Raw genomic sequence first — 21,315 nt, 5'->3', positions numbered from 1 at the left:
ACTCGGTTTCAGATCCGGCGTCGCGAGACGAGCGCCTGATCCGACTAGCGGGGGAGGCGCGGAACCGCGTCGACCAGGGCGCGCGTGTAGGGGTCCTGCGGGGCGTGCAGCACGGATGCCGTGGCGCCCTGCTCGACGACCCGACCGTTCTGCAGCACGAGCGTGCGGTTGCACGCCGAGGCGATCGCGGTGAGGTCGTGCGACACCATGATCAGAGACAGGCCGTTCTCCCGACGCAGGCGGTCGAGCAGCTCGAGCACCTGCACGCGCGTCGTGACGTCGAGCGCGCTGACCGGCTCGTCGGCGAGCAGCACTCGCGGGCGCGAGACCACGGCCCTGGCGATCGCGATGCGCTGCCGTTGCCCGCCCGAGAACTCGTGCGGATAGCGGCGGGCGGTGTCGGCGGGGAGGCCGACCGACTCGAGCGCCTCGGCGATGCGGCGCTGCGCGTCGGCCCCCGAAGCGAGACCGAGCGAACGCAGCGGCTCGCCGATGATGCGATCGATGCGCTGACGGGGATCGAGCGACGAGTACGGGTCCTGGAAGACCGGCTGCACACTCGCACGGAAGCGGCGCATCTGCGCGCGATCGCGCAACGAGAGCGGTGCTCCCTCGAACAGCACCTGCCCGTCGCGAGGGGCGGCAAGCCCGAGCAGCAGCCGGAGGATCGTCGACTTGCCCGCGCCGGATTCGCCGACGAGGCCCAGCGAGTCGCCCGCGTCGAGGCTCAGCGAGACGTCGTCGAGGACCCGGCGGGATCCGTACGAGAACCCGGCGGCGCGCAATTCGAGAAGGCTCATGCGCCGGCCTTCTTCGCATCGAGGAACGCGTCGAGCGCGCGGGCGCTGTCGACCAGCATCCGCGTGTACGGCTCCGCCGGGCTCTGCAGCACCTGCGCGACCGTGCCCTCTTCGACGACGAGGCCGTCTCGGAGCACGACGATGCGATCGACCATGCGCGACACGACGGCGAGGTCGTGGCTGATGAACAGCAGTGCCATGCCACGCTCGGCGACGAGGCGCTCGAGCAGGGCGAGCACGGCATCCTGCACCGTGACATCGAGGGCCGTCGTCGGCTCGTCGGCGATGAGCAGCTGCGGACGAGCGGCGAGAGCGATCGCGATCGCCACGCGCTGGCGCTGACCACCCGAGAGCTCGTGCGGGTACGCGCGTGCGAACCGCGGTTCCGACAGCGCCACCTCGTCGAGGGCGGCCGCGACGGCGGCGCGCAGCTCGGCACCCCGCAGGCCGAGGTGCCGACGCAGCGGCTCGGCGATCTGGCGGCCGACCCGCATCAGAGGATCGAGCGCGGTGAGCGGCTCCTGGAACACGATCTGGGCGACGGGTCCGCGGAGCGGGCGGAGGTCGGCATCCCGCGCACCGACGACCTGGTGCCCGTCGAGCAGCACCGACCCCGAGGCGACGAGAGAATCCGGCAGGAGTCCGGTGACCGCGAGCGACGTGAGCGACTTGCCTGAACCGGATTCGCCGATCAGCCCCAGGCGCTCGCCGGGCTCCAGCGAGAACGAGACCTCGCGCACCAGGGCTCCGGATCCTGAGCGCACCGTGAGGCCGGTGACGTCGAGAATGCTCATCGGCTCCTCCTGCGGGTCGGGTCGGCGAGGTCGCGCAGGCCATCGGCGAGGAAGTTCACGCCGAGCACGAGCGCGATGATCGCGATGCCGGGGGCGATCGCCCCGACGGGTGCGGTCAGCACCGTGCCCTGGGCCTCCTGCAGCATCCGACCCCACGAGGCGTTGGGCGGCGGAGCGCCGAGCCCGAGGTACGACAGGCTCGCCTCGGCGAGCACGGCGGCACCGAACTGCAGTGCGAGGCTGACGGCGAGGGTCGGCGCGATGTTGGGCAGCACGTGCTGGAAGACGATGCCGAGGACATTCGTGCCGCTGGTGCGCGCTGCGGTGATGTACTGCTCCTGCAGCACGCGGCGCGCCAGGATGCGGGTGAGGCGCGCGACGACCGCAGACATCGCCAGGCCGATGGCCAAGACCGCCGACCAGAGGGACGCTCCCTGAATCGCGACCACGAGCATGGCGAGCAGGAGCACGGGGAACGCGATCACGACATCGAGTCCGGCGGAGAGGGTGTCATCGACCCAGGGGCGGGAGAACGCGGCGATCAGGCCGATCACTGTGCCGAGAACGGCCGCGATCGCGACCGAGCAGATGCCGACGATGAGCGCGATCCGTGCGCCCCACATGAGCTGCGAGAGCAGATCGCGGCCGAGGCGGTCGGTACCGAGGAGGTGCAGGCCGCTCGGTCCTTCGAGGCGACTGCCGCTGGTGTCGGCGAGCGGATAGGGCAGCCAGAACAGCGACACCAGGGCGATGAGCACGATGACGCCGGTGAGCACGAGCCCGATGAGCAGGGTCGCCTTCGGCCGCCTCCGCACGGGCACGGAGTCGGTGATCAGCTGCTCGGCGACGCGGCTCATCGGTTGCCCGAGACGCTCGTGCGCAGGCGCGGATCGATCAGGCGCTGCACGATGTCGGCGGCGAACCCGACGAGCAGCACGAAGAGGGTGCTGACGACGAGGACGCCCTGGATCACCTGGAAGTCGTGCTGCTGGATGGCCGAGAGCAGCAGGCTGCCGAGACCGGGAAGAGTGAAGACGCTCTCGACGACGACCGCGCCGAGCAGTGTGGTGGACAGCTCGATGCCGAGGATCGCGACGACGGGCACAGAGCCGTTGCGCACACCGTGACGCAGCAGGGCCTCGGACATCCCCGATCCTCCTGCCCGCGCGGTGCGCAGGTAGTCGCTGCCGATCACGTCGAGCGTGGCCGAGCGCACGTAGCGGCTGAGGGAGGCGCTCATGACGATCACGATCGTGATCACGGGGAGGGTGAGCGATCGCAGCGCGTCGGCAGGATCCTCCCAGTCGTCGCGCGGGAAGCCGCCGGACGGCAGCAGACCGAGCCCGAGTGCGAAGACCCACACGAGCACGACGCCGACCCAGAACACGGGCACCGCGACGCCGAGCTGCGCGAAGCCGGAGAGCGCGACGCCGTACCAGCGGTCGGACTTCACGGCGGCGGTGACGCCGATCACGAGTGAGACGAGCAGGGCCGCGGTGAACGCGATGAGCGTGAGGGGCAGGGTCACGGCGAGACGAGACGCGATGTCGGGGCCGACTGGACGCGAGCTCAGGAAGGACTCGCCGAGATCGAAGCGCAGCAGCTGACCTGCCCACGTCGAGAACTGCTGCAGCAGGGGCTGATCGGAGCCGACCTGCGCGCGGGCGGCGGCGATCTGCTCGGGGGTGGCGTTCACCGAGAGCAGCGCGTTCGCCGGGTCGCCGGGGAGCAGGCGCAGCAGCACGAAGATCGCGATCATCGCGACGACGAGCGACACCACGAGGAACGCGAAACGGCGGATCAGGTAAGCGAGCATGGCTGTTCAGGATGTGGAGGGGGATGCCGACGCGCGGCATCCCCCTCGCGCGTCAGGACTTGACGATGTCGTAGGCGAAGAACTGCGAGTTCAGGCCGTTGACCGGGTACCCGCTGAGGTCACTCGAGGCGACCACGATCTGCGGGTAGAGGTACAACCATACGCTCGCTGCATCTTCGGCGATCTTCTCGTTGACCTGCTTGAGCAGAGCCGTCTGCTCGTCGGTCGTGGCGGCCTGCTCGGCCTCGGCGACCCACTGCTGCACGTCGGCGTCGTTGTAGCCCCAGTAGAAGTCGGGGTTGCCGTACCAGACCACGTCGCGGTCGTTCACGTGCTCCTGCAGAGTGGCCTCGAAGTCCTGCTCCTTGAAGACCTTCGTGTACCACTCGTCGGCGCTGATCGTGTTGATCTCGACCGTGATGCCGACCTCGGCGAGCTGTGACTGCAGGAACTCCGCCACGGCGGGGTGCGGGTCGTAGCTCGGGGTGTCGAGCGTGAACGTGAAGCCGTCGGCGTAGCCCGCCTGTGCGAGCAGATCCTTCGAGAGCTCGACGTCGTACGGGTTCACGGTCGTGAGGTCCTCGTACCAGGGGTCGGTCGGCGGCACCATCGAACCGATGAGCGTGCCGTAGTCGCCCCAGATGGACTCGAGGAGCTTCTGGGTGTCGATCGCCGAGTAGATCGCCTTGCGCACGAGTGCGTTGTCGAACGGCGCGACCCGGTCGTTGAAGGCGAGCAGCTCCTTCGTGGTCGAGGTGCCCTCGCTCACGACGTAGTCGTCGGAGTCGAACTGCGTGAGCGAGTCGGGGCTCTGCACGCTGGTGATCACGTCGATCTCGCCGGTGACCAGAGCGTTGTTCTCCGCGGTCGCGTCGGTGAAGTACGTGTAGACGACCTCGCCGTTCTTGGCAGGCTCGCCCCAGTAGTCATCCCAGCGCTCGAGGGTCAGGGTCGAGCCCTTCTTCCACTCGTCGAGAGTGTAGGGGCCCGTGCCGTCTTCCTTGCCGGTGATGTCGCCGGCCTCGTCGTTGACGATCCAGACGTAGCTCAGGTTGTAGAGGAACGAGATCGACCGCTGCGACAGCGTGAAGACGACGGTCTGGTCGTCGGGCGTCGCGATGTCGGCGATGGTCTTGAAGCTCGACTTGCGGGCAGAGACCGAGTCCTCGGCGGTGACGGCCTCGATGCTCGACTTCACGTCGGCGGAGGTCAGCGGGTCACCCGAGTGGAAGGTCACATTGTCGCGGAGCGTGATCGTGTAGGTGAGGCCGTCGTCGGAGACCTGGGCGTCTTCGGCGAGCAGAGGCTCGACCTCTCCGTCATCGGTCAGGCGGTAGAGGCCCTCGTAGACGTTGCCGGTCAGCGCCTCGGTCACACCCTGACCGCCACCCTGCGTGTTGCTCAGATTGGTCGGCTCGTACAGCGACCCGATGAAGATGGTGGCGTCTTCGCTCGCGGCGTCGTCTGTGGCGCCCGACGCGCAGCCGGCCACGAGGGTGAGCGTGGCGACGGCACCGAGCGCGCCGAGAATGCGGGTTCTTCTCATGAGTACTCCAGGGTGAGAGTGTGCGGCGTCACGCCGCGTAGATGTCGAAGCCGTCGCGGAAGACGACGTTCTTCTCGCCTGCTCGGATAGGCAGGGGGAAGCGGTTGGATGCCGGCGGCAGCGGGCAGTTGTACTGGGCGCTGAACCCGCACGGCGGCACGAAGGCGCGGTTGAAGTCGAGCACGACGGTGCCCTCGTCGTCTCGCAGCTGCACGAACAGGAAGCGGCCTGACCCGTAGGTCTCGGAGCCGTTCGTCTCGTCGCCGAACACGAGCAGCAGCGTGCCGCCGTCGTCGAATGCGGCGAGGTCGTACTCGCGGCCGTCGAGTGTGAGACGGATGTCACCGGGGACGACGAGATCGCGCGTCCCGCCGTTGTCGCGGATGTGCTCGAAGGACACGCGGCGATCGCCGGACACCGGGGTGAAGTGGCCCTCGAGCACCCACGCGGGGTCGTACTCGTACGTGTCGATGCGGTCGAAGGCGCGGATGGCGGGTGAATCGGCATCCCACACCCGCAGCCCGTGCTCGGCCGCGCCGGTCTCGATGTTCGTGCGCTGGATCGGCGTCACGGTCACTGTGTCGGATGCCGCCTGCTGCTCGGCATCCAGATCGGGCAGATCGCCTGTCCAGCGGGTCTCGATCAGTGCGAGGTTGCCCGTCGCAGACGTGACGGAGGCACGGCGCTCGGCCTGCCAGTGGGTGTGATCTTCGCGTTCAGACATCACCTTCCATTCTCTTGCATGCAGAACGGAGAGGGGCCGTGGCCGTCACTCGGGGTAATGCCCGGGGAGAGACCCTCGCGGAGGATGCACGAATGCCGCCTTCCGAAGGGCCTTTCGGTCCGCATTTCGTGCATCATTTCGCGGGATTCGACCGGTTCGGTCGACTCTCTCCGACGCAATGGAATGCAACGTATGCCGGTATACCATTACTCATATACGCGCAGAGCTGTCAGTCCCCAGCTGACCCGCGCGTGGACGGTTCGACCGTCCTGCGGAGGGAGAGTCAGATCTTCTTCTGATCCCGAGGGGGGATGGGGTGGGAGCGCTGATCCCCAGTCAGCACCCACCCCCACAACCCACCCTCGGGGGTTCCGCTCAGAACGATCTGGACCAGAACCAGAACGCCGCGAAGCCGATCACGACCACGAACGGCAGCCACGGGAAGCTCTTCTTCAGACGTCGCCCCTCGTTCGCGACGCCCGGTGGCGGCGAGAGCAGGCCCACGGGCGGAGCGAACGGCAGCCGTCCGCTCGCCGGTTGTGGCGCAACACTCGAAGCAGCCGCGGCCGCCGCCGGGTACTCGAGCTGCAGCCGTTCGTCGCGCCAGCGCTCCCACTGGTCGAGCTTCGTGATCACCGCGCCCACCGCGCCGAACAGCCACGCCCAGGTCGCCGGGTCGAGCGTCGAAGCCTTGCGCTGCGTGTAGAGGAACAGCCAGTCGTCGACGATCTCGACGTCGAGCTCGGCGGCGTTGTCGATGAACCGGGCCATGATGTCGGGCGTGAACAGATAGAGCGCATCGCGTTCATAGCCCTCGGGGCAGTAGAGCGTGAAGTACCGGTCGAAGTCTGCCTCGAGCGACAGGCGCTGCTCCCGCTGGAACGACGCGGGCAGGTTCGAACCGAAGCCGTTGTTGCCCTTCGCGTCGAGCACGATGTTGGGCAGGGGCACGTCGAGCTTGACGGCGACGTAACCCCAGCGGTGGGTCGTCGAGTTCTTCCCCGACCCGGTCGTGTACTGGTAGTTGCCGAACTCGACGAAGCGGGGCTCGGTGCCGCGCACGAGGTCGGTGGACTCACGGGACCGTCCGAGGCCGAACAGCATGCCCGGCAGGGCGGGGTTCGCGACGCTGGGCTCATACGCCATGCCGTTCGCCCGGGCGAACGCGTCAAGGCGGTAGCGGGCGACGCGAGAACGGCGCCAGCTGACCACGGCGATGGTGATGCCGACAGCCGCCGCTGCGAGGATGCCGAGACCGGCGAACGACGACGCCCCAGGATCGGTGAGCATCGAGACCATCGTCGCGCCGACGAGCGTCACGGCGGCGACGAACACGAGGCCGAAGACCACGATCGCGATGATCGAAGCGGCCGAGACGCCCGAGGACCCGCGCGCGCGGAGTTCGGTCTGGAAGGCGCTGACGGCCCGGGGATCGACGGGGTCGGTCAGCGGGCGGGCGTCGAACGACGGGGCCGACTGCGGGGCGCTCATCGGTTCACCTCGTCGGCATCCCAGGTCAGGTCGGCGTTCTCGGGGATCGAGAAAGCCTCGAGACGCTCGTCGGCGCAGATCGCGGCGACGAGTTCGGCGGACCCCGCGACGATGGTCGAGTCGTAGTCGATCTCGCTCACGAGGGTCCACGCGTGGTCGTCCGGCCACAGGATCGTCGGGCTCTGCGCCGACGGTGGGAAGCCGTGCTCCTCGCCCGGACGGTCGCGCCAAGGTGCGTCGAGCACCCAGTCCGCGCGGGCGAAGTCGCTGACCGCCCCGCGGAACAGCACGTGGTCGCGCCCGGGGAGGCGGAACCGCGGTCCTTCCGAGATCTCGCGTGACAGGATGCCCTCCTGCCAGGTGGGCTTGCGGAAGGCGTTGTTCAGAGGGTCGCGGATGCTGCGGTCGAGCATCGCCTGATGGTTCGGGTCATCGCTGAACGTGAGGAAGGCGCGCGAGGGGCCGTGGCCGAGGAAGCCGACCAGACCACCGCGGCCCTCCCAGAGCGCCGCGAAGCCGGCATCCGGAGTCGTGGTGTGGGAGACGAGGTGCGCGGCGATGATCGACAGCGTCTCCGGGGCGATCTCCCCCTCCATCGGAGCCGTGAACTCGCGACCGTCGGGGGAGAGCCGCAGGTTCCAGTCACCGTCGGTCGGGGTGCGCACGATGCGCTGCCACTGAGCCAACGGGTGCAGGGTCGTGCCGAAGGCGGATGCCGTCTCCGCCCACGTCGCGGGCTCATCGACGTACTGGTCGATCAGGCCCAGGTGCTCGGCCTCCGACATCCGCTCGTACTCCTCGAACGAGGGCACGGGGCGGTCGGGCAGCGAACGGACGATCGCGGGATGCAGGATGCGGGCGTAGGCGGGGAAACCGTGCGGCACGACGTCGTGCATCGTCGCTTTCCACGGATCGTCGAGGCGATCGCGCAGCCAGTCGCCCGCCGAGGTGTCAGAGATCCACTGCATGCGACCCACGGTACCTGCGACGAATCGCTTCACCCGGGGGCGCGGCGGACGGGCAGAATATGCGGAGGAGTGCGCGCGACACGTCGCAGACGGGCGCGTGGAACGAGACGGTTCGGGAGGGCGTCCGATGATCGATGGTGTCTCTGTGGTGTCCGGCGAACGTGTCTTCCGACGGCATCCCGGTCGTGCGTTGGTGAGTGCGGTCCTGCTCTCGGCGGCCCTGTCGGCGGCGGCGCTGTTCATCCTCCCGCAGTTCCTGCCGAGGGGGATGAACATCTCGACCCGCGGAACGATCGTGCTGGTCGTCGCGATCGCTCTGACGCTCCTGATCTTCGGGTCGACCTTCTGGCTGCGCAACACGCGCGTCGTCGTGCGCGCCGACAGTGTCGAGGTCGGGCGCCCGGGGAGCCGCGAGGTGTTCGACCGCGCGACCACCGGCTTCCGCTCGAAGATCACCGAGCACCGCACCAACGGCATCCGCAGCGGCATCACCCGCGCCCTGATCATCCACAACGGCGGCAGGGAGATCACGGTCGAGCTCGCCGGCTTCACGCGCGCGACGTTCAACGATCTGATGGCGATGCTCAATCCGATCGCCTCGCCGCCCACGGCCGACCCTGTCGCCGCAGCGCGGGAGCGAGCCCAGCTGCCCTCGTCGTTCACCGTCGATTCGTCGGGCGAGCGTCGGCTTGTGAGCGGACTGACCATCGGAGCGGTGGTGCTGCTCATCGTCGCCGCGCTCGTGGGCGCGCTCGCCGCGTCGCCCGGCTTCCTCGACGGGGAGCTCTCGGCGCTGGTGCTGGTGGTGCCGCTCGCCGGGGTCGCGGGCATCGGGCTCGCGATCGGGGCGTTCCAGCGTCGGCGCGTGCTGAAGGCGATCCCGGCGCGTATCACGGTGAGTCACCACGGCATCCGCTTCGATGACGTCGACCTGCCGTTCGCGCAGCTGACCCGCATCTGGCTGACTCCGGCGGGCTACCCGGTGCGGCGCATCCGGTTCGAGCGGGCAGCCGGCCGCGCGACCTCGCACGTGCTGGGTTCGCCACGCGTGCAGATGACTCCGGAGTACACGGCCTTCCTGCTCGCGGTGCGGGCCGAGACCGCTCAGCATCCCGAGCTGCTCCGCCTCGACCTCGAATGAGGGGTCAGACGAAACGGTGACGACGATGAGTGCCGCCGCCGTTTCGTCTTGCATCGTTCGCTGCACGGTCGGCCGTGCCAGACGGTTGACGGGCGGTTCTGAGCCCTTCCGGAACGCCCTCCATAATCGGATCATGACGTCCTCCGCATCCATCCCCTCGCTCGACGGCCGCCGCTTCACAATGGTGTCCTCGACCACCTCGGTCGTCGACGCCGACGCCCCCAGCGAGTTCGTCTACCGAGAGAAGGACGGCGCGATCTGGGGTGACTACTCGGGCGACACCGTGACCTTCGGCCGCTTCGTCGGCACCCGCACCGGCGACACCATCTGGGTCTCCTTCGTGCACGTGCTCGTCTCCGACGGCACGGTCGTCACCGGGGACGGCGAGAGCGAGCTCGAACTCACGGATGACGGTCGCATCCGCCTCGTCGAGCACTACGAGATGCACGGGCTGCCCCAGCTCAGCGTCTGCGAAGAGCCCCTCGCCGCCTGAGAACGGTTCCGCGTCAGCGCGGAGGGAGCGTGTCGCGCCCCGGCGTCGCGGGCGTCCAGCGAGTCATGCCCAGCGGCGTCGCCAGGTCGCGCTCGGGAAGATCGCTCGGCAGCAGGTAGGCACGGCGGATCACCTCATCGAGCACCACGACGCTGACGACCGTGCGCACCTCGGGGAGCTGCGCGATGACACCCGTCGTGAACTCGTGCACGCCGCTGACGTCGACCGCGCGGATCAGCAGCATCGCGTCGTGCTCACCGGTCGTGATCGCGCACCACTCGATGTCGGGCATCTCGAGCACGCTCTCGCGGAACGACGCCCACGCCTGAGGGTGCACCGTCACGAAGACCAGGGCACCTATCGACAGGCCGGCCTTGGACTGGTCGACCCGCGCGCTGAAGCCCGTGATGACTCCGTCCTGCATCAGCGATTCGACACGCGTGTACGCGTTCGCCCTCGAGATGCCGACCGTTTCGGCGAGCGCAGCGATCGAGATACGACCGTTATCACGGAGCGTCTCGAGGATTCTGTATCCGATGTCGTCCAATGGGGCGGCACTTCGTCCAGCTTGCTTCACTGCTTCGTCGGTCTTCGTGGACACAATGCTCCTCACGTGCGAACTCTCTGACAGACCGTGATCGTGATCTGCATCATCGCTGGACACATCGTCCCATATGATGCGAATCTGATCACCGGTCGTCCACCCGATGTCGACCAAATCCGATGAACTCCTCGCCCTTGGAGGCCCATATGTCGTCACGTCGCAGCACGTCCGTCATCGCGATCGGAGCCGTCGCGCTCTTCGCTCTCGCAGGTTGCTCCGGTGGCAACTCCGCGAACAACGGCGGTGAGTCCTCGGGCTCGGATTCGCTCGTCATCGACACCGCGTTCTCGATCGAGACCGCCGACCCGGGTCACACCTATGACCCGACCGGCAACATGATCGCGAAGGCGCTCTACGAGACCCTCGTCGACTTCGAAGGCTCCGACGTCTCGACCCCCGTTCCCGGTCTCGCCTCGTGGGAGCAGAACGACGAGGCGACCGAGTTCACCTTCACGCTCGAGGGCGATCGCGTCTTCTCCGACGGCTCGCCGATCGAGGCCAAGGACGTCGTCTTCACCCTGCAGCGCATCCAGGGCATGGAAGACGCCAAGCCGAACTTCCTCCTGGGCGGCCTGACCATCACCGAGGTCGACGAGAAGACGATCTCGATCACCTCTGAGACCCCGCTGCTGCAGCTGCCCGCGATCCTCGCGAACCCGGCTCTCGGCATCGTGAACTCCGATGTCGTGATCGAGAACGGCGGGGCGACCGACGGCTCTGACGGCGCGCAGAAGTTCCTCGACGGCACCTCTGCGGGCTCCGGCCCGTTCGTGCTCGACACCCTCGACCTCTCGTCGCAGGTCGTGCTGACCAAGAGCGACGAGTACAACGGCGACGAAGAGGCCGCGTACGGCCGCGTCGTCGTGCGCAACGTCTCGGAGAGCGCCACCCAGCTCGCGAACCTCAAGGGTGGCGACTCGATGGTCGCGATGGACCTCAACGGCGACCAGGTCTCAGGCCTCGGCGACGGACTGAACGTCGAGTCGGTGCCGTCCGGCCAGACCATCTTCCTGCTGCTCAACCAGTCCGAGGCCGTCGCGGGCGACCTCGCGAACGTCAAGATCGCCGAGGCGATCCGCTACGCACTCGACTACGACGCGCTGCTCGAGCTCGCAGGTGCGGGCGCGGTCCAGGCGACCGGCGTCATCCCTCCCGGATTCGAGGGCGCCCTCGACAGCGGTGTGGAGCAGGACCTCGAGAAGTCGAAGGCCGCTCTGGCGGAGGCCGGCTACACGGGTCAGACCCTGAAGCTGCAGTTCCCGAACGACTACCCGGTCGGCGGCGTGGAGTTCACCCCGCTCGCCGAGCGGGTCCAGGCCCAGCTCGAGGATGCCGGCATCACCGTCGAACTCGCACCGGCGCCGTTCGCCACCGAGCTCGACGCCTACGTCAACGGCACCGAGGGCTTCGGCCTGTGGTTCTGGGGACCGGACTACGCCGACTCCGCGAACTTCCTTCCGTTCGCTCCCGGCCTGAAGGTCGGTCTGCGCGCCGGATGGGCGGCTGAGGCGAACCCCGAGATCGCGGGCATCGCGGCAGGTGCCGCGGCCGCGACCGACGAGGCCCAGCGCAGCGAGGCTTTCACCTCGTTCGCCGAGGCGATGCAGGCCGAGGGGCCGTTCGTGCCGCTGATCGTCCCCGGTCGCAACATCGCCACGGCTGATGCCGTCACCGGCGCCGTGTACAACTCGGTGTGGGAGATGGACATCGCCGAGATCACGCCCGCCGGCTGATTCGGGGCTGACTCATGACGACGGTGGCCGTGCGACGGCAGGCACAGCGTCGCAGGTCGCCGCTCGTCGGATACCTGCTGCGCCGGATCGGCACTTCGCTGCTCCTGCTCGTGGGGGTCACGATCGTGACCTTCGCGCTGACGAACCTCGTGCCCGGCGACCCCGTGTCGGCGGCGCTGGGCGAGGGAGCATCCCAGAACCCCGCGACGCGCGAGGCGTTCATCAAGGAGCACGGCCTCGATCAGCCGCTGTTCGTGCAGTACTTCATCTACATGGGGAACCTCCTCCGCGGAGACCTCGGCACGTCGCTGGTGACCGGTCGGCCGGTCACCAGCGACCTGGCCACGGCGGTGCCGGCGACGATCGAGATCGCGATCGGCGCCATCATCCTCAGCCTCGCGGTGAGTGTCGTGCTCGGCACGCTCGCGGCCTACCGCCGCGGACTCGTCACCGACCAGGTGATCCGCATCGTGACGCTGATCGGACTGAGTGTCCCGACCTTCTGGCTCGCCCTCGTCAGCTTCTACGTGTTCTTCCTCGAACTGCGGATCGCGCCCGGATCCGGTCGCATCTCGCCGTCGATCACCCCGCCGCCCCGCATCACCGGTCTCTACACGGTCGACTACCTCCTCAATGGAGACGGCGTCGGCTTCGCGGATGCTCTCGCCCACCTGGCTCTCCCAGTGATGGTGCTGTCGCTCGTGACGATCGGTCTGCTGACCCGCTTCATCCGCACCTCGGTCCTCGAGGTGCTCGGCAGCGACTACGTGCGGGCTGCCAGGGCGAAGGGCCTCCCGGCGATGCGCGTGATCCTCGACTACGTGCTCCGCGGAGCATCCCTCCCGATCCTCACCGTCGTCGGCGTCGCCTTCGGATCCCTGCTGTCGGGCACCGTGCTCGTCGAGTCGGTGTTCGCGTGGCCGGGCCTGGGCACCTACGCCTACAACTCGGCGGCGAACCTCGACCTCCCCGGCATCATGGGCGTGGGGCTCGTCGTCGGATTCATCTACCTCCTCATCAACTTCGTCGTCGATCTGCTCTACGGCGTCCTCGACCCGAGAGTGAGGATCGCATGAGCCGCATCGACTCGGCATCCGGCCCCTGGCGGTTCCGGTTCCGCTGGCCCCGTGCCTGGCGCACGCCACTCGGCGTGATCGGCACCGTGATCGCGGGCGCCTGGATCATCGTCGCCTTCACCGCGCAGTGGTGGGTGCCGTACGGCCCCAACGCGCAGGTGCTCCCTCGTCTGCAGGAGCCGGGAATCGACACCCTGCTCGGCACCGACGGCAACGGCCGCGACATCTTCTCGCGCCTGATGACGGGTGCGACCGTGAGCCTTCCGCTCGCGCTCATGCTCGTGATCGCTGCGATGATCATCGGCACCGTGATCGGGGCCGTCGCCGGCTACTTCGGCGGATGGGTCGACGAGACGCTGATGCGCATCACCGACCTCTTCATGGCGTTCCCGACGGTCATCCTCGCCATGGTCGTGGCGGCATCGCTCGGCCCGTCGCTGTTCAACGCGGTGATCGCGGCGATCGTCGTCTCGTGGCCGCAGTACTCGCGAGTCACCCGCAGCATCGTGCTCGGACTCCGTGGCCAGAACTACGTGATCGCGGGTCGTCTGCTCGGGCATTCTCCGCTGCGGACACTGTTCGTCGACATCCTCCCGAACATCGCCGGCCCCGTGCTGGTGCTCGCGACGCTCGACATCGGTGCGGCGATCCTGCTGCTCTCGGGCCTCTCGTTCCTGGGTCTCGGCGCACAGCCGCCGACGGCCGAGTGGGGATCCATGATCTCCGCCGCCATGCAGAACTTCGACGCGTGGTGGCTCGGGGTCTTCCCGGGGCTCGCGATCCTCACCGTGGTGCTCGCCTTCAACTTCCTGGGGGACGCGATGCGCGACATCCTCGACCCGACGGCCGAGGTCACGCACGAGAAGCAGGCCGACCACGCCGCGTCGGCGAAGGGGGTGGCAGCATGACCGCGTCTGTCTCGACGAGTGCCCTGAGCATCCGCGATCTGACGATCGATATCGGCCGACCCCTCGTGCACGGCATCTCGCTCGACCTCGAGGCCGGTCGCATCCACGGCCTGGCCGGCGAATCGGGATCGGGCAAGACGCTCACCTCTCTCGCGGTGCTCGGACTCCTGCCGCGGCAGGCGCGCACCGGCGGATCGATCACGCTCGCGGGCGAGGAGCTGGTCGGCATGCGTCGGCGGGCTCTCAACCGCATCCGGGGCAAGCGCATCGCGATGATCTTCCAGGATCCGTCGGCGTCGCTGCACCCGCAGCTGCCGATCGGCCGCCAGCTCACCGACCACATGCGCGTGCATCTCGGCCTGCGCGGCGAGGCCGCGAGGGCCCGGGCCGTCGAGCTGCTCGAGACGGTGCAGGTGTCGAATCCGGATGCCGCGCTCAAGCGCTACCCGCACCAGTTCTCGGGCGGTCAGCGGCAGCGCATCGCGATCGCCTGCGCTCTCGCGTGCGATCCCGAGGTGCTGCTGGCCGATGAGCCGACCACCGCGCTCGACGTCACCGTGCAGGCCGGCATCCTGCGTCTGCTGCGCGACCTCGCGACCGACCGCAACCTCGCCGTGCTTCTCGTCACGCACGACCTGGGCGTCATGAGCGCGATCGCCGACGAGGTGGCCGTGATGAAGAACGGGCAGATCGTCGAGCGGGCCGACCGCGAGACCCTGTTCCGCTCGCCGCAGCACGAGTACACCCGCACGCTGCTCGCCGCGCTGCCGGGGTCGAAGCTCGAGATCGCGGATCCCGACGTCGCGATCCTGGATCCCGTGCTGTCGGATGCTGAGCTGTCGGATGCTGCTGAGGGGGCCAGAGATGAGTGAAGTCGCCGTCCTCGATGCGAAGGACGTGGTCGTCCGCTATCCAGGCAGCCCGCCGGTCGTGGCCGTCGACGGTGTCTCGCTGACCGTCGCGCCGGGTGAGACCGTCGCGCTGGTCGGAGAGTCCGGCAGTGGCAAATCGAGCCTCGCCCGCGCTGTCGTGGGCATCGAGAAGCTCGCCGGGGGAGAGGTGCGGTTCCGCGATGCGCCCGTCACGCCGCTCGGCATCCGCCGTCGCAACGTGGCGCTCACCGGCATCCAGATGGTGTTCCAGGATCCGTCGACGTCGCTGAACCCGCGCCGTCGCGTGGGGGACCAGATCGCCGACGGCATCGCCACCGCCCGTGCACGCGGGGCGGAAGGTTCCACCGTCGAGGAGTGGCTCGAACGTGTCGGGCTGCCGACCGAGGTCGCCACACGCTTCCCGCATCAGTTCTCGGGCGGACAGAAGCAGCGTCTCGCGATCGCCCGGGCGCTCGCGGCACGACCGTCGCTGCTCGTCGCCGACGAGCCGATCTCGGCCCTCGACGCATCGACCCAGACCAGCGTCGCCGGTCTCATGCGCGACCTCGTCGCGGAATCCGGTGCGGGGATGCTGTTCATCTCGCACGACCTCGCCGTGGTCCGACGCATCGCCGACCGCACCTTCGTGATGTTCGCCGGCCGGGTGCTCGAAGCCGGGGCCACCGACCGCGTGTGGTCTGCTCCGCAGCATCCGTACACGCAGGCGCTGCTCGCCGCGATCCCCGAGCCCGACGGTGCCGGCCGCATCCCGATCGCGCCGTCGACGAACGAGCGCACGGTGTGGTCGGAGATCGCCCCGGTCCTCGACTGAGCCGCGCTGGGTCGGTCGGTCGCGCACGCAACGAAGGAGATGTCTCGCAATGAAGGACGGATGCGGCGCATTGCTCCTTCGATGAGTGCGATCTCCTTCGCAACGAGGGTGATCCGCGAGCCCGTGTCCCCGCGACGCACCTCCGGGAGGAGAACTGCGCCAGGGGAGGATGCCTGCGGCTCATCGTTCCTCCCGAGGGCGGGTCTTCCTCCCGAAGGGCAGGCCGAAGTCCTCGCCTGACGCGGAATCAGCCCCCGAACGCACTGCGGGCCGAGGCGATCGCCCCGGCCCGCAGTGTCTGCTCGTGGATCAGAGCGGCGCGACGATGTCCTGCTCGACGTCCCACTCGGTGATCTCCAGCGAGGTCTCGATGGTCTGGCCGGCGGCCTCGGTGGTGCCGGTCGTGGCGAGCACCACGTAGTCGCTCGTGACCTCGAAGGTCACGTCGACGGCCACGCCCTGCGCCTCGGAGGTGCCGGTCAGGAGGTAGACGTCCTGGCCCAGGCGCGTGCCCGTGCCGGTGACGGTGAACTCGCCGGTGAGGGCGCCCGCGGCGGTCGCGGGGTCGGTGTCGGCGGCGGTCTTCGCACCGCTGCTCAGGGCGGCGATGATCGGGTCGCTCGAGTTGGGGTCTGCGACCTGCCACTCGCTCGTGGCCGTCTTGACCCAGGCATCGTCACCGATCACGATCAGCGATCCCATCGGCGTGATGGTCTCGACGGCATCCGTTCCCGGGTTGTACCGGGCGGTGGTGTCCATGCCCAGGATGCTGGTCTTGGCAGCGTAACCGGCGGTGTCGGTCATCGCCTCGGTGATGCAGGCGCCGAGCTCTGCGCCGTCGACGGTCGCGCCTTCGGACAGCTCGGGGCAGTCGGACTCGGGTGCGGTGGTCTCCTCCGCAGCCCCGGTGGGCTTGTCTTCGGCAGGCTCGTCAGAACCTGCGGTACATCCGGTCAGCACTACGGCGGCGGCGAGCATGACGCCGACACCCCACTTGTTCACGCGCATGGCGTTTCCCCCTTCGGTCGTTGTCGTGCATCGCCTGTCGGCACGCACGCATACCAGCATGCCAACTCCGGGGCGATGTGTGTGGAGGCAGCCCGAAGTTTTCTCCGCTACACTGTCAAGGTTGTCTGCCATCAGGCACCCACTCGGGTGGCTCGGCGGATGACGTGCACACACCCTCCTGCTTCCGGGAAAGTCCCGGAAGCCGTTCTAGTCCGAAGGAGGTGGGTAAGTGACGCACCAGTACGAACTCATGGTCATTCTGACCCCCGAGATCGACGAGCGCCAGGTCGCCCCTACGCTCGACAAGTTCCTGAAGGTCATCACCAACGATGGTGGCTCGATTGACAAGGTCGACATCTGGGGCAAGCGCCGTCTGGCTTACGAGATCCAGAAGAAGAACGAGGGCATCTACGCCGTCGTCAACTTCACCGCCACCAGCGCGGCCACGCAGGAGCTCGACCGTCAGCTGAAGCTGAACGAGCAGATCATGCGTACGAAGGTCCTTCGCTCTGAGGAAGCTCAGGCGATGGTCGCTTCGGAGGCCAAGCGGTCTGAAGAGAAGGCTGCCCGCAAGGCCGCCAAGGCTGCGAAGGCCTGAGTCCGATGGCCGGCGAAACAGTCATCACCGTGGTGGGAAACCTCACGGCCGACCCCGAGCTGCGGTACACGCAGAACGGACTGCCGGTGGCGAACTTCACCATCGCTTCGACGCCTCGGAACTTCGACCGCGCCGCCAACGAGTGGAAGGACGGCGAAGCGCTGTTCCTCCGCGCGTCGGTCTGGCGTGAGTTCGCCGAGCACGTGGCGGGTTCGCTGACCAAGGGAATGCGCGTCATGGCGCAGGGCCGTCTGCGTCAGCGCTCCTACCAGGACCGCGAGGGCAACCAGCGCACCGCGATCGAGCTGGAGGTCGACGAGATCGGCCCCTCGCTTCGGTACGCGACTGCACAGGTCACTCGTGCGGCCTCGACCGGTGGCGGCGGCGGTGGCGGCGGACAGTCGCGCCCCGCTCAGCAGCAGCAGGTGTCGGAAGAGCCGTGGTCCACGCCCGGCTCGTCGACCAGCGCAGATGCCTGGAGCACTCCGGGCAGCTTCGGCGACGACACCCCCTTCTGAAACAGGATCTCCGGATGCTTCGGCATCCGTCTCAAAACTAAGGAAAAACAATGGCTGGAAAGTCGAGCGGCGACCGCCGCAAGCCGCGGAAGGGTGGCAAGCCCACCGCTCCCGCGAAGTCGATCCGGGTCGGAGTCATCGATTACAAGGATGTCTCCACCCTCCGTAAGTTCGTCTCGGAGCGCGGCAAGATCCGCGCCCGTCGTATCACCGGTGTTTCGGTGCAGGAGCAGCGTCTGATCGCCACCGCGATCAAGAACGCACGCGAAATGGCGCTCCTGCCCTACGCTGGCGCCGGCCGGTAAGGGGTAACGAGATGGCAAAGCTGATTCTCACGAACGAGGTCGCCGGGCTTGGTAGCGCCGGTGACGTGGTCGAGGTCAAGAACGGGTTCGCCCGTAACTACCTCATCCCCCAGGGCTTCGCTACGGCGTGGACCCGCGGTGGCGAAAAGCAGGTCGCTTCGATCCAGGCTGCTCGTCAGGCGCGTGCGATCCACGACCGCGACGAGGCTGTGGCCCTGAAGAACTCCCTCGAGGGCACCAAGGTGCGCCTGGCCGTCAAGGCCGGTAACGAGGGTCGCCTCTTCGGTTCGGTCAAGACCGATCACATCGCGGATGCTGTCGCAGCCGCGGGTCTCGGCTCGATCGACAAGCGCAAGGTGCACATCCCGTCGGCGATCAAGTCGACCGGTGAGCACGAGGCCACGGTTCGTCTGCACGACGACGTGACCGCAGTCATCACGCTGCAGGTCGTCGCCGCCAAGTAAGGCGCGACGCTCTCGAACGCCCCCTGTCCTTCGGGACAGGGGGCGTTCTGCGTGTGCGGGTCAGACGAGACCGAGCTCTGCGGCTCGGCGGGGGTTCGCTGGCGACGTGCGATCGACGTCGGCTGCACGTGACCACCCTGCGTCATCCATTGCGACGCCACGGGAGCGGATGAGACGCAACGCCTCCTCCACGGCGTCGATGAAGTCACCACCGATGTGCGAACCGGCCACGAGTGAGACGATCACCCGAGCGGAGTCCGGACCGTGCTCACCGACCCAGACGACGACGACGCCGTGCACCGAGAGGGGGCCGATTCGGGTCGTGATCGCGGAGAGGCCGCTTCCCCCGATGAGCACATCGCCCAGGGCTGATCCGCGTCGGTAGACCCGCAGTGCACCAGGGTCGTCTCGCGGCGCATCGGCGCGGAACTGCGAGGTCCGCATCACACGGTCGATCTCGGCGAGAACGGTGTGAGTGGCGGGCGTCGACACGTCGAATGCGTGAGCGCCGTTGACCGCCCACCGCAGACCCTGGGGGCTGCGAGTCACTGGAGCCGCTCCGAAGGGGGAGCCATTCGCGTGTGCGGTCGCGGACTTCTGCGCCGTATCTGAGGCGCGAGTTCCAGCTGACGGTGATCGATCCGCATGGTCACCTCCTGGAGCGAGTCTAGACACGCGACCCCGGTCTCCGGACTGAGTCGCGTGCGAGGGCACGACGGATGCCCCGCGCTGGGGACGCGGGGCATCCGTGAACTGTGCGGCATCGTAGACCGCGGGCTGGGCTGGGGACCCTTGCTCACCGCGTCACGGGATCCGCACACCGACGGTGCCGCATCTCCTCCCCCGAGGATGACGACACCGCCGGGGTCTGGGCTATGCCGTCACGTGGCGACGGCGCAGCATCCCGGCTCCGAGGAGGAGCAGGAGTCCGGCCACCGCGGCGTATCCGAGCGAGGACGAGCCGCCGGTGGCGGCGAGTCCCTGCGCGGATCCGGCTGCGGTCACCGAACCGCCGCTGGTGAGTGCCGCAGAGAGCGTCATTCCCGAGTCGGTGCCCTGGGTCGTTCCGGGGTCCGTTCCCGGGTCTGTCCCGGGGTCCGTTCCAGGGTCGGTTCCGGGGTCCGTGCCGGGATCCGTCCCCGGAGTGGTGCCCGGGGTCGTCACCGTGCTCTCTCCGAGGACGGAGATGGCGTTGCCACCGATCGTGATCGGAAGCGCGATCGGTGCGGTGACCTGGGTGCCGCCGAGGATGCCGTCGTCACCGGTGGTGGTGCCGCCGGTGGTCGTACCTCCTGTGGTCGGTGCGGTGGTGCCGGTGCCGCCGGTGACGGCGCTCTCTCCGAGGACGGAGATGGCGTTGCCGGTGGCGGTCACGGGTGCGGTGACAGGTGCGGTGACCTGGGTGCCGCCGAGGATGCCGTCGTCACCGGTGGTGGTGCCGCCGGTCGAGCCACCGCCTGCGGCGGGTGCTGCGGATCCGGTTCCGCCGGTGACGGCGCTCTCTCCGAGGACGGAGATGGCGTTGCCGGTGGCGGTCACGGGTGCGGTGACGGGAGCGGTGACCTGGGTGCCGTTGCCGATCCCGTCATCGCCCGACGTTGCGGCTCCCGTCGCGGGACCAGTCGAAGCGGCGGGAGTGGCCGGAGCCGTTCCGCCGGTGACGGCGCTCTCTCCGAGGATGGAGATGGCGTTGCCCGAGACGTTCACGGGTGCCGTGACCGGTGCGGTGACCTGGCTGCCGCCGAGGATGCCGTCATCGCCGGAGGTGCTCGTCGCCGTGGTGGGCGATGCGGCGGGGGAGGCCGGAGCCGTTCCTCCCGTCGCCGTGCTCTCTCCGAGGAGCGAGATGGCGTTGCCCGAGACGTTGACAGGCGCCGTGACCGGTGCGGTCACCTGCGTCCCGCTGCCGACGCCATCATCACCCGACGTGGTCGGGGCGACGGAGCCGCTCGTCGGGGCGCTCGAGGAGGCCGGTGCTGCGGCATCCTGTCCGAGAGTCTCGCTTTCGCCGAGCAGTGCGACGGAGTTGCCCGACACGGTGACGGGCACGTCGACGTGCAGCAGGGCCTGGGTGCCCGACAGCAGTCCGTCGATGCCGTTCGTCGTGATCGACGGAGCCGGAGCGGTGGGGGCCGGGGCCTGGGGAGCCTCAGCCGGCACTGCCGGAGCCGCGCTGCTCGACGAGTCGCCGAGCACCGTGATCGCGTTTCCGGTCACCGTGACGGGCAGTGTGACGTCCACGACGGCCTGGGTGCCGGATGCGGCGCCGGAATCGCCGCTCGTGGTGGGAGCCGGAGCGGGCGCAGGAACCGGAGCCGGAGCGGGCGCGGGGGCCGGAGCGGGCGCCGGGGCCGGGGCAGGCTGCGCGGAGGAGTTCCCGAGGATCGAGACCGCGTTGTCGACGATCGTGACGGGCACCGAGATCGGTGCAACCGCCTGAGTGCCCGAGAGAAGACCGTCTTCTCCCGAGGTGTCTGCCGCATTGGCGGCCGTCGCGCCGAGCAGGGTGATCCCGCCGGCGAGAAGCGTGCCCCACAGGGCCCGCTTGATGAAAGTACGCATGATGACCTTCTCCTGACTGAGTTGGGTGTGTCTGGATGGGTGCACGCGAAAGAGCGAGTGCG

23 protein-coding genes are annotated in these 21,315 nt (G+C 68.5%); 11 read left to right on the top strand and 12 right to left on the bottom strand.

Annotation, left to right across the window (positions count from 1 at the left end; translation table 11 throughout):
• Nucleotides 1-44: 44 nt before the first annotated feature.
• The 8 genes from OD997_RS12475 to OD997_RS12440 form a co-directional block, all read right to left on the bottom strand.
• Complete coding sequence (locus OD997_RS12475; protein WP_434331855.1) at nucleotides 45-800, bottom strand: ABC transporter ATP-binding protein; 756 nt, start codon at nucleotides 798-800, stop codon at nucleotides 45-47.
• The gene (locus OD997_RS12470) at nucleotides 797-1,594 is read right to left on the bottom strand and encodes an ATP-binding cassette domain-containing protein (protein ID WP_434331854.1); all 798 of its coding nucleotides are present in this window, start codon (nucleotides 1,592-1,594) and stop codon (nucleotides 797-799) included. Before OD997_RS12470 ends, OD997_RS12475 begins: the two co-directional genes overlap by 4 nt.
• Nucleotides 1,591-2,451, bottom strand: a complete 861-nt coding sequence (locus OD997_RS12465) for an ABC transporter permease (RefSeq protein ID WP_434331853.1) — start codon at nucleotides 2,449-2,451, stop codon at nucleotides 1,591-1,593. Before OD997_RS12465 ends, OD997_RS12470 begins: the two co-directional genes overlap by 4 nt.
• On the bottom strand, nucleotides 2,448-3,410 hold the full coding sequence (locus OD997_RS12460) for an ABC transporter permease (protein ID WP_434331852.1): 963 nt from the start codon (nucleotides 3,408-3,410) through the stop codon (nucleotides 2,448-2,450). Before OD997_RS12460 ends, OD997_RS12465 begins: the two co-directional genes overlap by 4 nt.
• A 52-nt stretch (nucleotides 3,411-3,462) precedes the next feature.
• A complete protein-coding gene (locus tag OD997_RS12455; RefSeq protein ID WP_434331851.1) occupies nucleotides 3,463-4,956 on the bottom strand; it encodes an ABC transporter substrate-binding protein in 1,494 nt (497 codons plus the stop codon).
• A 28-nt stretch (nucleotides 4,957-4,984) separates the two neighbouring features.
• Entirely contained in the window at nucleotides 4,985-5,680 is a 696-nt protein-coding gene (locus OD997_RS12450) for a DUF1684 domain-containing protein (protein ID WP_434331850.1), read from the bottom strand.
• A gap of 375 nt (nucleotides 5,681-6,055) precedes the next feature.
• Nucleotides 6,056-7,171, bottom strand: coding sequence for a hypothetical protein (locus tag OD997_RS12445; protein WP_434331849.1), 1,116 nt, complete (start codon nucleotides 7,169-7,171; stop codon nucleotides 6,056-6,058).
• Nucleotides 7,168-8,139, bottom strand: a complete 972-nt coding sequence (locus tag OD997_RS12440) for a hypothetical protein (protein WP_434331848.1) — start codon at nucleotides 8,137-8,139, stop codon at nucleotides 7,168-7,170. Before OD997_RS12440 ends, OD997_RS12445 begins: the two co-directional genes overlap by 4 nt.
• 127 nt (nucleotides 8,140-8,266) lie before the next feature.
• Between OD997_RS12440 and OD997_RS12435 the strand changes: the two genes are divergently transcribed.
• Together OD997_RS12435 and OD997_RS12430 are read left to right on the top strand one after the other, a co-directional pair.
• On the top strand, nucleotides 8,267-9,280 hold the full coding sequence (locus OD997_RS12435) for a hypothetical protein (RefSeq protein WP_434331847.1): 1,014 nt from the start codon (nucleotides 8,267-8,269) through the stop codon (nucleotides 9,278-9,280).
• Between the two features lie 133 nt (nucleotides 9,281-9,413).
• Nucleotides 9,414-9,773 carry a hypothetical protein gene (locus OD997_RS12430; protein ID WP_434331846.1) on the top strand — a complete coding sequence of 120 codons (360 nt, stop codon included), beginning with the start codon at nucleotides 9,414-9,416 and terminating at the stop codon, nucleotides 9,771-9,773.
• Between the two features lie 13 nt (nucleotides 9,774-9,786).
• On the opposite strand, the gene OD997_RS12425 is transcribed toward OD997_RS12430, so the two are convergent.
• Nucleotides 9,787-10,374, bottom strand: coding sequence for an Lrp/AsnC family transcriptional regulator (locus tag OD997_RS12425; protein WP_235559958.1), 588 nt, complete (start codon nucleotides 10,372-10,374; stop codon nucleotides 9,787-9,789).
• Nucleotides 10,375-10,523: 149 nt separating this feature from the next.
• Between OD997_RS12425 and OD997_RS12420 the strand changes: the two genes are divergently transcribed.
• From OD997_RS12420 to OD997_RS12400, 5 genes are read left to right on the top strand one after another with little or no spacing between them, the layout of a single operon-like run.
• Nucleotides 10,524-12,110 (top strand): ABC transporter substrate-binding protein, encoded by a 1,587-nt coding sequence (locus OD997_RS12420; protein WP_434331845.1) that lies wholly within the window; start codon nucleotides 10,524-10,526, stop codon nucleotides 12,108-12,110.
• A gap of 14 nt (nucleotides 12,111-12,124) precedes the next feature.
• On the top strand, nucleotides 12,125-13,186 hold the full coding sequence (locus OD997_RS12415) for an ABC transporter permease (protein ID WP_056311041.1): 1,062 nt from the start codon (nucleotides 12,125-12,127) through the stop codon (nucleotides 13,184-13,186).
• The gene (locus tag OD997_RS12410; protein ID WP_056311043.1) at nucleotides 13,183-14,094 is read left to right on the top strand and encodes an ABC transporter permease; all 912 of its coding nucleotides are present in this window, start codon (nucleotides 13,183-13,185) and stop codon (nucleotides 14,092-14,094) included. Before OD997_RS12415 ends, OD997_RS12410 begins: the two co-directional genes overlap by 4 nt.
• Nucleotides 14,091-14,966, top strand: coding sequence for an ABC transporter ATP-binding protein (locus OD997_RS12405; protein WP_434331844.1), 876 nt, complete (start codon nucleotides 14,091-14,093; stop codon nucleotides 14,964-14,966). Before OD997_RS12410 ends, OD997_RS12405 begins: the two co-directional genes overlap by 4 nt.
• Nucleotides 14,959-15,798, top strand: a complete 840-nt coding sequence (locus tag OD997_RS12400; RefSeq protein WP_434331843.1) for an ABC transporter ATP-binding protein — start codon at nucleotides 14,959-14,961, stop codon at nucleotides 15,796-15,798. Before OD997_RS12405 ends, OD997_RS12400 begins: the two co-directional genes overlap by 8 nt.
• A 309-nt stretch (nucleotides 15,799-16,107) precedes the next feature.
• Here the strand turns inward: OD997_RS12400 and OD997_RS12395 are convergent, their stop codons facing one another.
• On the bottom strand, nucleotides 16,108-16,806 hold the full coding sequence (locus OD997_RS12395) for a hypothetical protein (RefSeq protein ID WP_434331842.1): 699 nt from the start codon (nucleotides 16,804-16,806) through the stop codon (nucleotides 16,108-16,110).
• A 229-nt stretch (nucleotides 16,807-17,035) separates the two neighbouring features.
• On the opposite strand from OD997_RS12395, the gene rpsF reads away from it, so the two are divergent.
• The 4 genes from rpsF to rplI are packed head-to-tail and all read left to right on the top strand — an operon-like array spanning nucleotide 17,036 to nucleotide 18,691.
• Nucleotides 17,036-17,404 (top strand): 30S ribosomal protein S6, encoded by a 369-nt coding sequence (gene rpsF / locus OD997_RS12390; RefSeq protein WP_434331841.1) that lies wholly within the window; start codon nucleotides 17,036-17,038, stop codon nucleotides 17,402-17,404.
• A gap of 5 nt (nucleotides 17,405-17,409) precedes the next feature.
• Nucleotides 17,410-17,922: a single-stranded DNA-binding protein gene (locus OD997_RS12385; protein ID WP_056311050.1), complete on the top strand. Its 513-nt coding sequence runs from the start codon at nucleotides 17,410-17,412 to the stop codon at nucleotides 17,920-17,922.
• A 50-nt stretch (nucleotides 17,923-17,972) separates the two neighbouring features.
• Entirely contained in the window at nucleotides 17,973-18,227 is a 255-nt protein-coding gene (gene rpsR / locus OD997_RS12380; protein ID WP_042541518.1) for a 30S ribosomal protein S18, read from the top strand.
• A gap of 11 nt (nucleotides 18,228-18,238) precedes the next feature.
• Nucleotides 18,239-18,691: a 50S ribosomal protein L9 gene (gene rplI / locus OD997_RS12375; protein WP_311245627.1), complete on the top strand. Its 453-nt coding sequence runs from the start codon at nucleotides 18,239-18,241 to the stop codon at nucleotides 18,689-18,691.
• Nucleotides 18,692-18,751: 60 nt separating this feature from the next.
• On the opposite strand, the gene OD997_RS12370 is transcribed toward rplI, so the two are convergent.
• Nucleotides 18,752-19,240 carry a hypothetical protein gene (locus OD997_RS12370; protein ID WP_434331840.1) on the bottom strand — a complete coding sequence of 163 codons (489 nt, stop codon included), beginning with the start codon at nucleotides 19,238-19,240 and terminating at the stop codon, nucleotides 18,752-18,754.
• Between the two features lie 324 nt (nucleotides 19,241-19,564).
• Complete coding sequence (locus OD997_RS12365; RefSeq protein ID WP_434331839.1) at nucleotides 19,565-21,253, bottom strand: chaplin family protein; 1,689 nt, start codon at nucleotides 21,251-21,253, stop codon at nucleotides 19,565-19,567.
• Between the last annotated feature and the right edge of the window lie 62 nt (nucleotides 21,254-21,315).

The sequence above is a fragment of the Microbacterium sp. CGR1 genome (genome assembly GCF_051062835.1).
GTDB lineage: Bacteria > Actinomycetota > Actinomycetes > Actinomycetales > Microbacteriaceae > Microbacterium.
Note: the sequence above shows the minus strand (reverse complement) of the source record. Positions and strands in the feature narration are given on the sequence as shown.

Coding starts and splice junctions, on each gene's coding strand:
- OD997_RS12445 (WP_434331849.1), bottom strand. CDS start 7,171: ATGAGCGCCCCGCAGTCGGCCCCGTCGTTCGACGCCCGCCCGCTGACC.
- OD997_RS12440 (WP_434331848.1), bottom strand. CDS start 8,139: ATGCAGTGGATCTCTGACACCTCGGCGGGCGACTGGCTGCGCGATCGC.
- OD997_RS12430 (WP_434331846.1), top strand. CDS start 9,414: ATGACGTCCTCCGCATCCATCCCCTCGCTCGACGGCCGCCGCTTCACA.
- rpsR (WP_042541518.1), top strand. CDS start 17,973: ATGGCTGGAAAGTCGAGCGGCGACCGCCGCAAGCCGCGGAAGGGTGGC.
- rplI (WP_311245627.1), top strand. CDS start 18,239: ATGGCAAAGCTGATTCTCACGAACGAGGTCGCCGGGCTTGGTAGCGCC.
- OD997_RS12410 (WP_056311043.1), top strand. CDS start 13,183: ATGAGCCGCATCGACTCGGCATCCGGCCCCTGGCGGTTCCGGTTCCGC.
- OD997_RS12475 (WP_434331855.1), bottom strand. CDS start 800: ATGAGCCTTCTCGAATTGCGCGCCGCCGGGTTCTCGTACGGATCCCGC.
- OD997_RS12405 (WP_434331844.1), top strand. CDS start 14,091: ATGACCGCGTCTGTCTCGACGAGTGCCCTGAGCATCCGCGATCTGACG.
- OD997_RS12435 (WP_434331847.1), top strand. CDS start 8,267: ATGATCGATGGTGTCTCTGTGGTGTCCGGCGAACGTGTCTTCCGACGG.
- OD997_RS12385 (WP_056311050.1), top strand. CDS start 17,410: ATGGCCGGCGAAACAGTCATCACCGTGGTGGGAAACCTCACGGCCGAC.
- OD997_RS12470 (WP_434331854.1), bottom strand. CDS start 1,594: ATGAGCATTCTCGACGTCACCGGCCTCACGGTGCGCTCAGGATCCGGA.
- OD997_RS12400 (WP_434331843.1), top strand. CDS start 14,959: ATGAGTGAAGTCGCCGTCCTCGATGCGAAGGACGTGGTCGTCCGCTAT.
- OD997_RS12465 (WP_434331853.1), bottom strand. CDS start 2,451: ATGAGCCGCGTCGCCGAGCAGCTGATCACCGACTCCGTGCCCGTGCGG.
- OD997_RS12395 (WP_434331842.1), bottom strand. CDS start 16,806: ATGCGCGTGAACAAGTGGGGTGTCGGCGTCATGCTCGCCGCCGCCGTA.
- OD997_RS12415 (WP_056311041.1), top strand. CDS start 12,125: ATGACGACGGTGGCCGTGCGACGGCAGGCACAGCGTCGCAGGTCGCCG.
- OD997_RS12450 (WP_434331850.1), bottom strand. CDS start 5,680: ATGTCTGAACGCGAAGATCACACCCACTGGCAGGCCGAGCGCCGTGCC.
- OD997_RS12460 (WP_434331852.1), bottom strand. CDS start 3,410: ATGCTCGCTTACCTGATCCGCCGTTTCGCGTTCCTCGTGGTGTCGCTC.
- OD997_RS12420 (WP_434331845.1), top strand. CDS start 10,524: ATGTCGTCACGTCGCAGCACGTCCGTCATCGCGATCGGAGCCGTCGCG.
- OD997_RS12365 (WP_434331839.1), bottom strand. CDS start 21,253: ATGCGTACTTTCATCAAGCGGGCCCTGTGGGGCACGCTTCTCGCCGGC.
- OD997_RS12455 (WP_434331851.1), bottom strand. CDS start 4,956: ATGAGAAGAACCCGCATTCTCGGCGCGCTCGGTGCCGTCGCCACGCTC.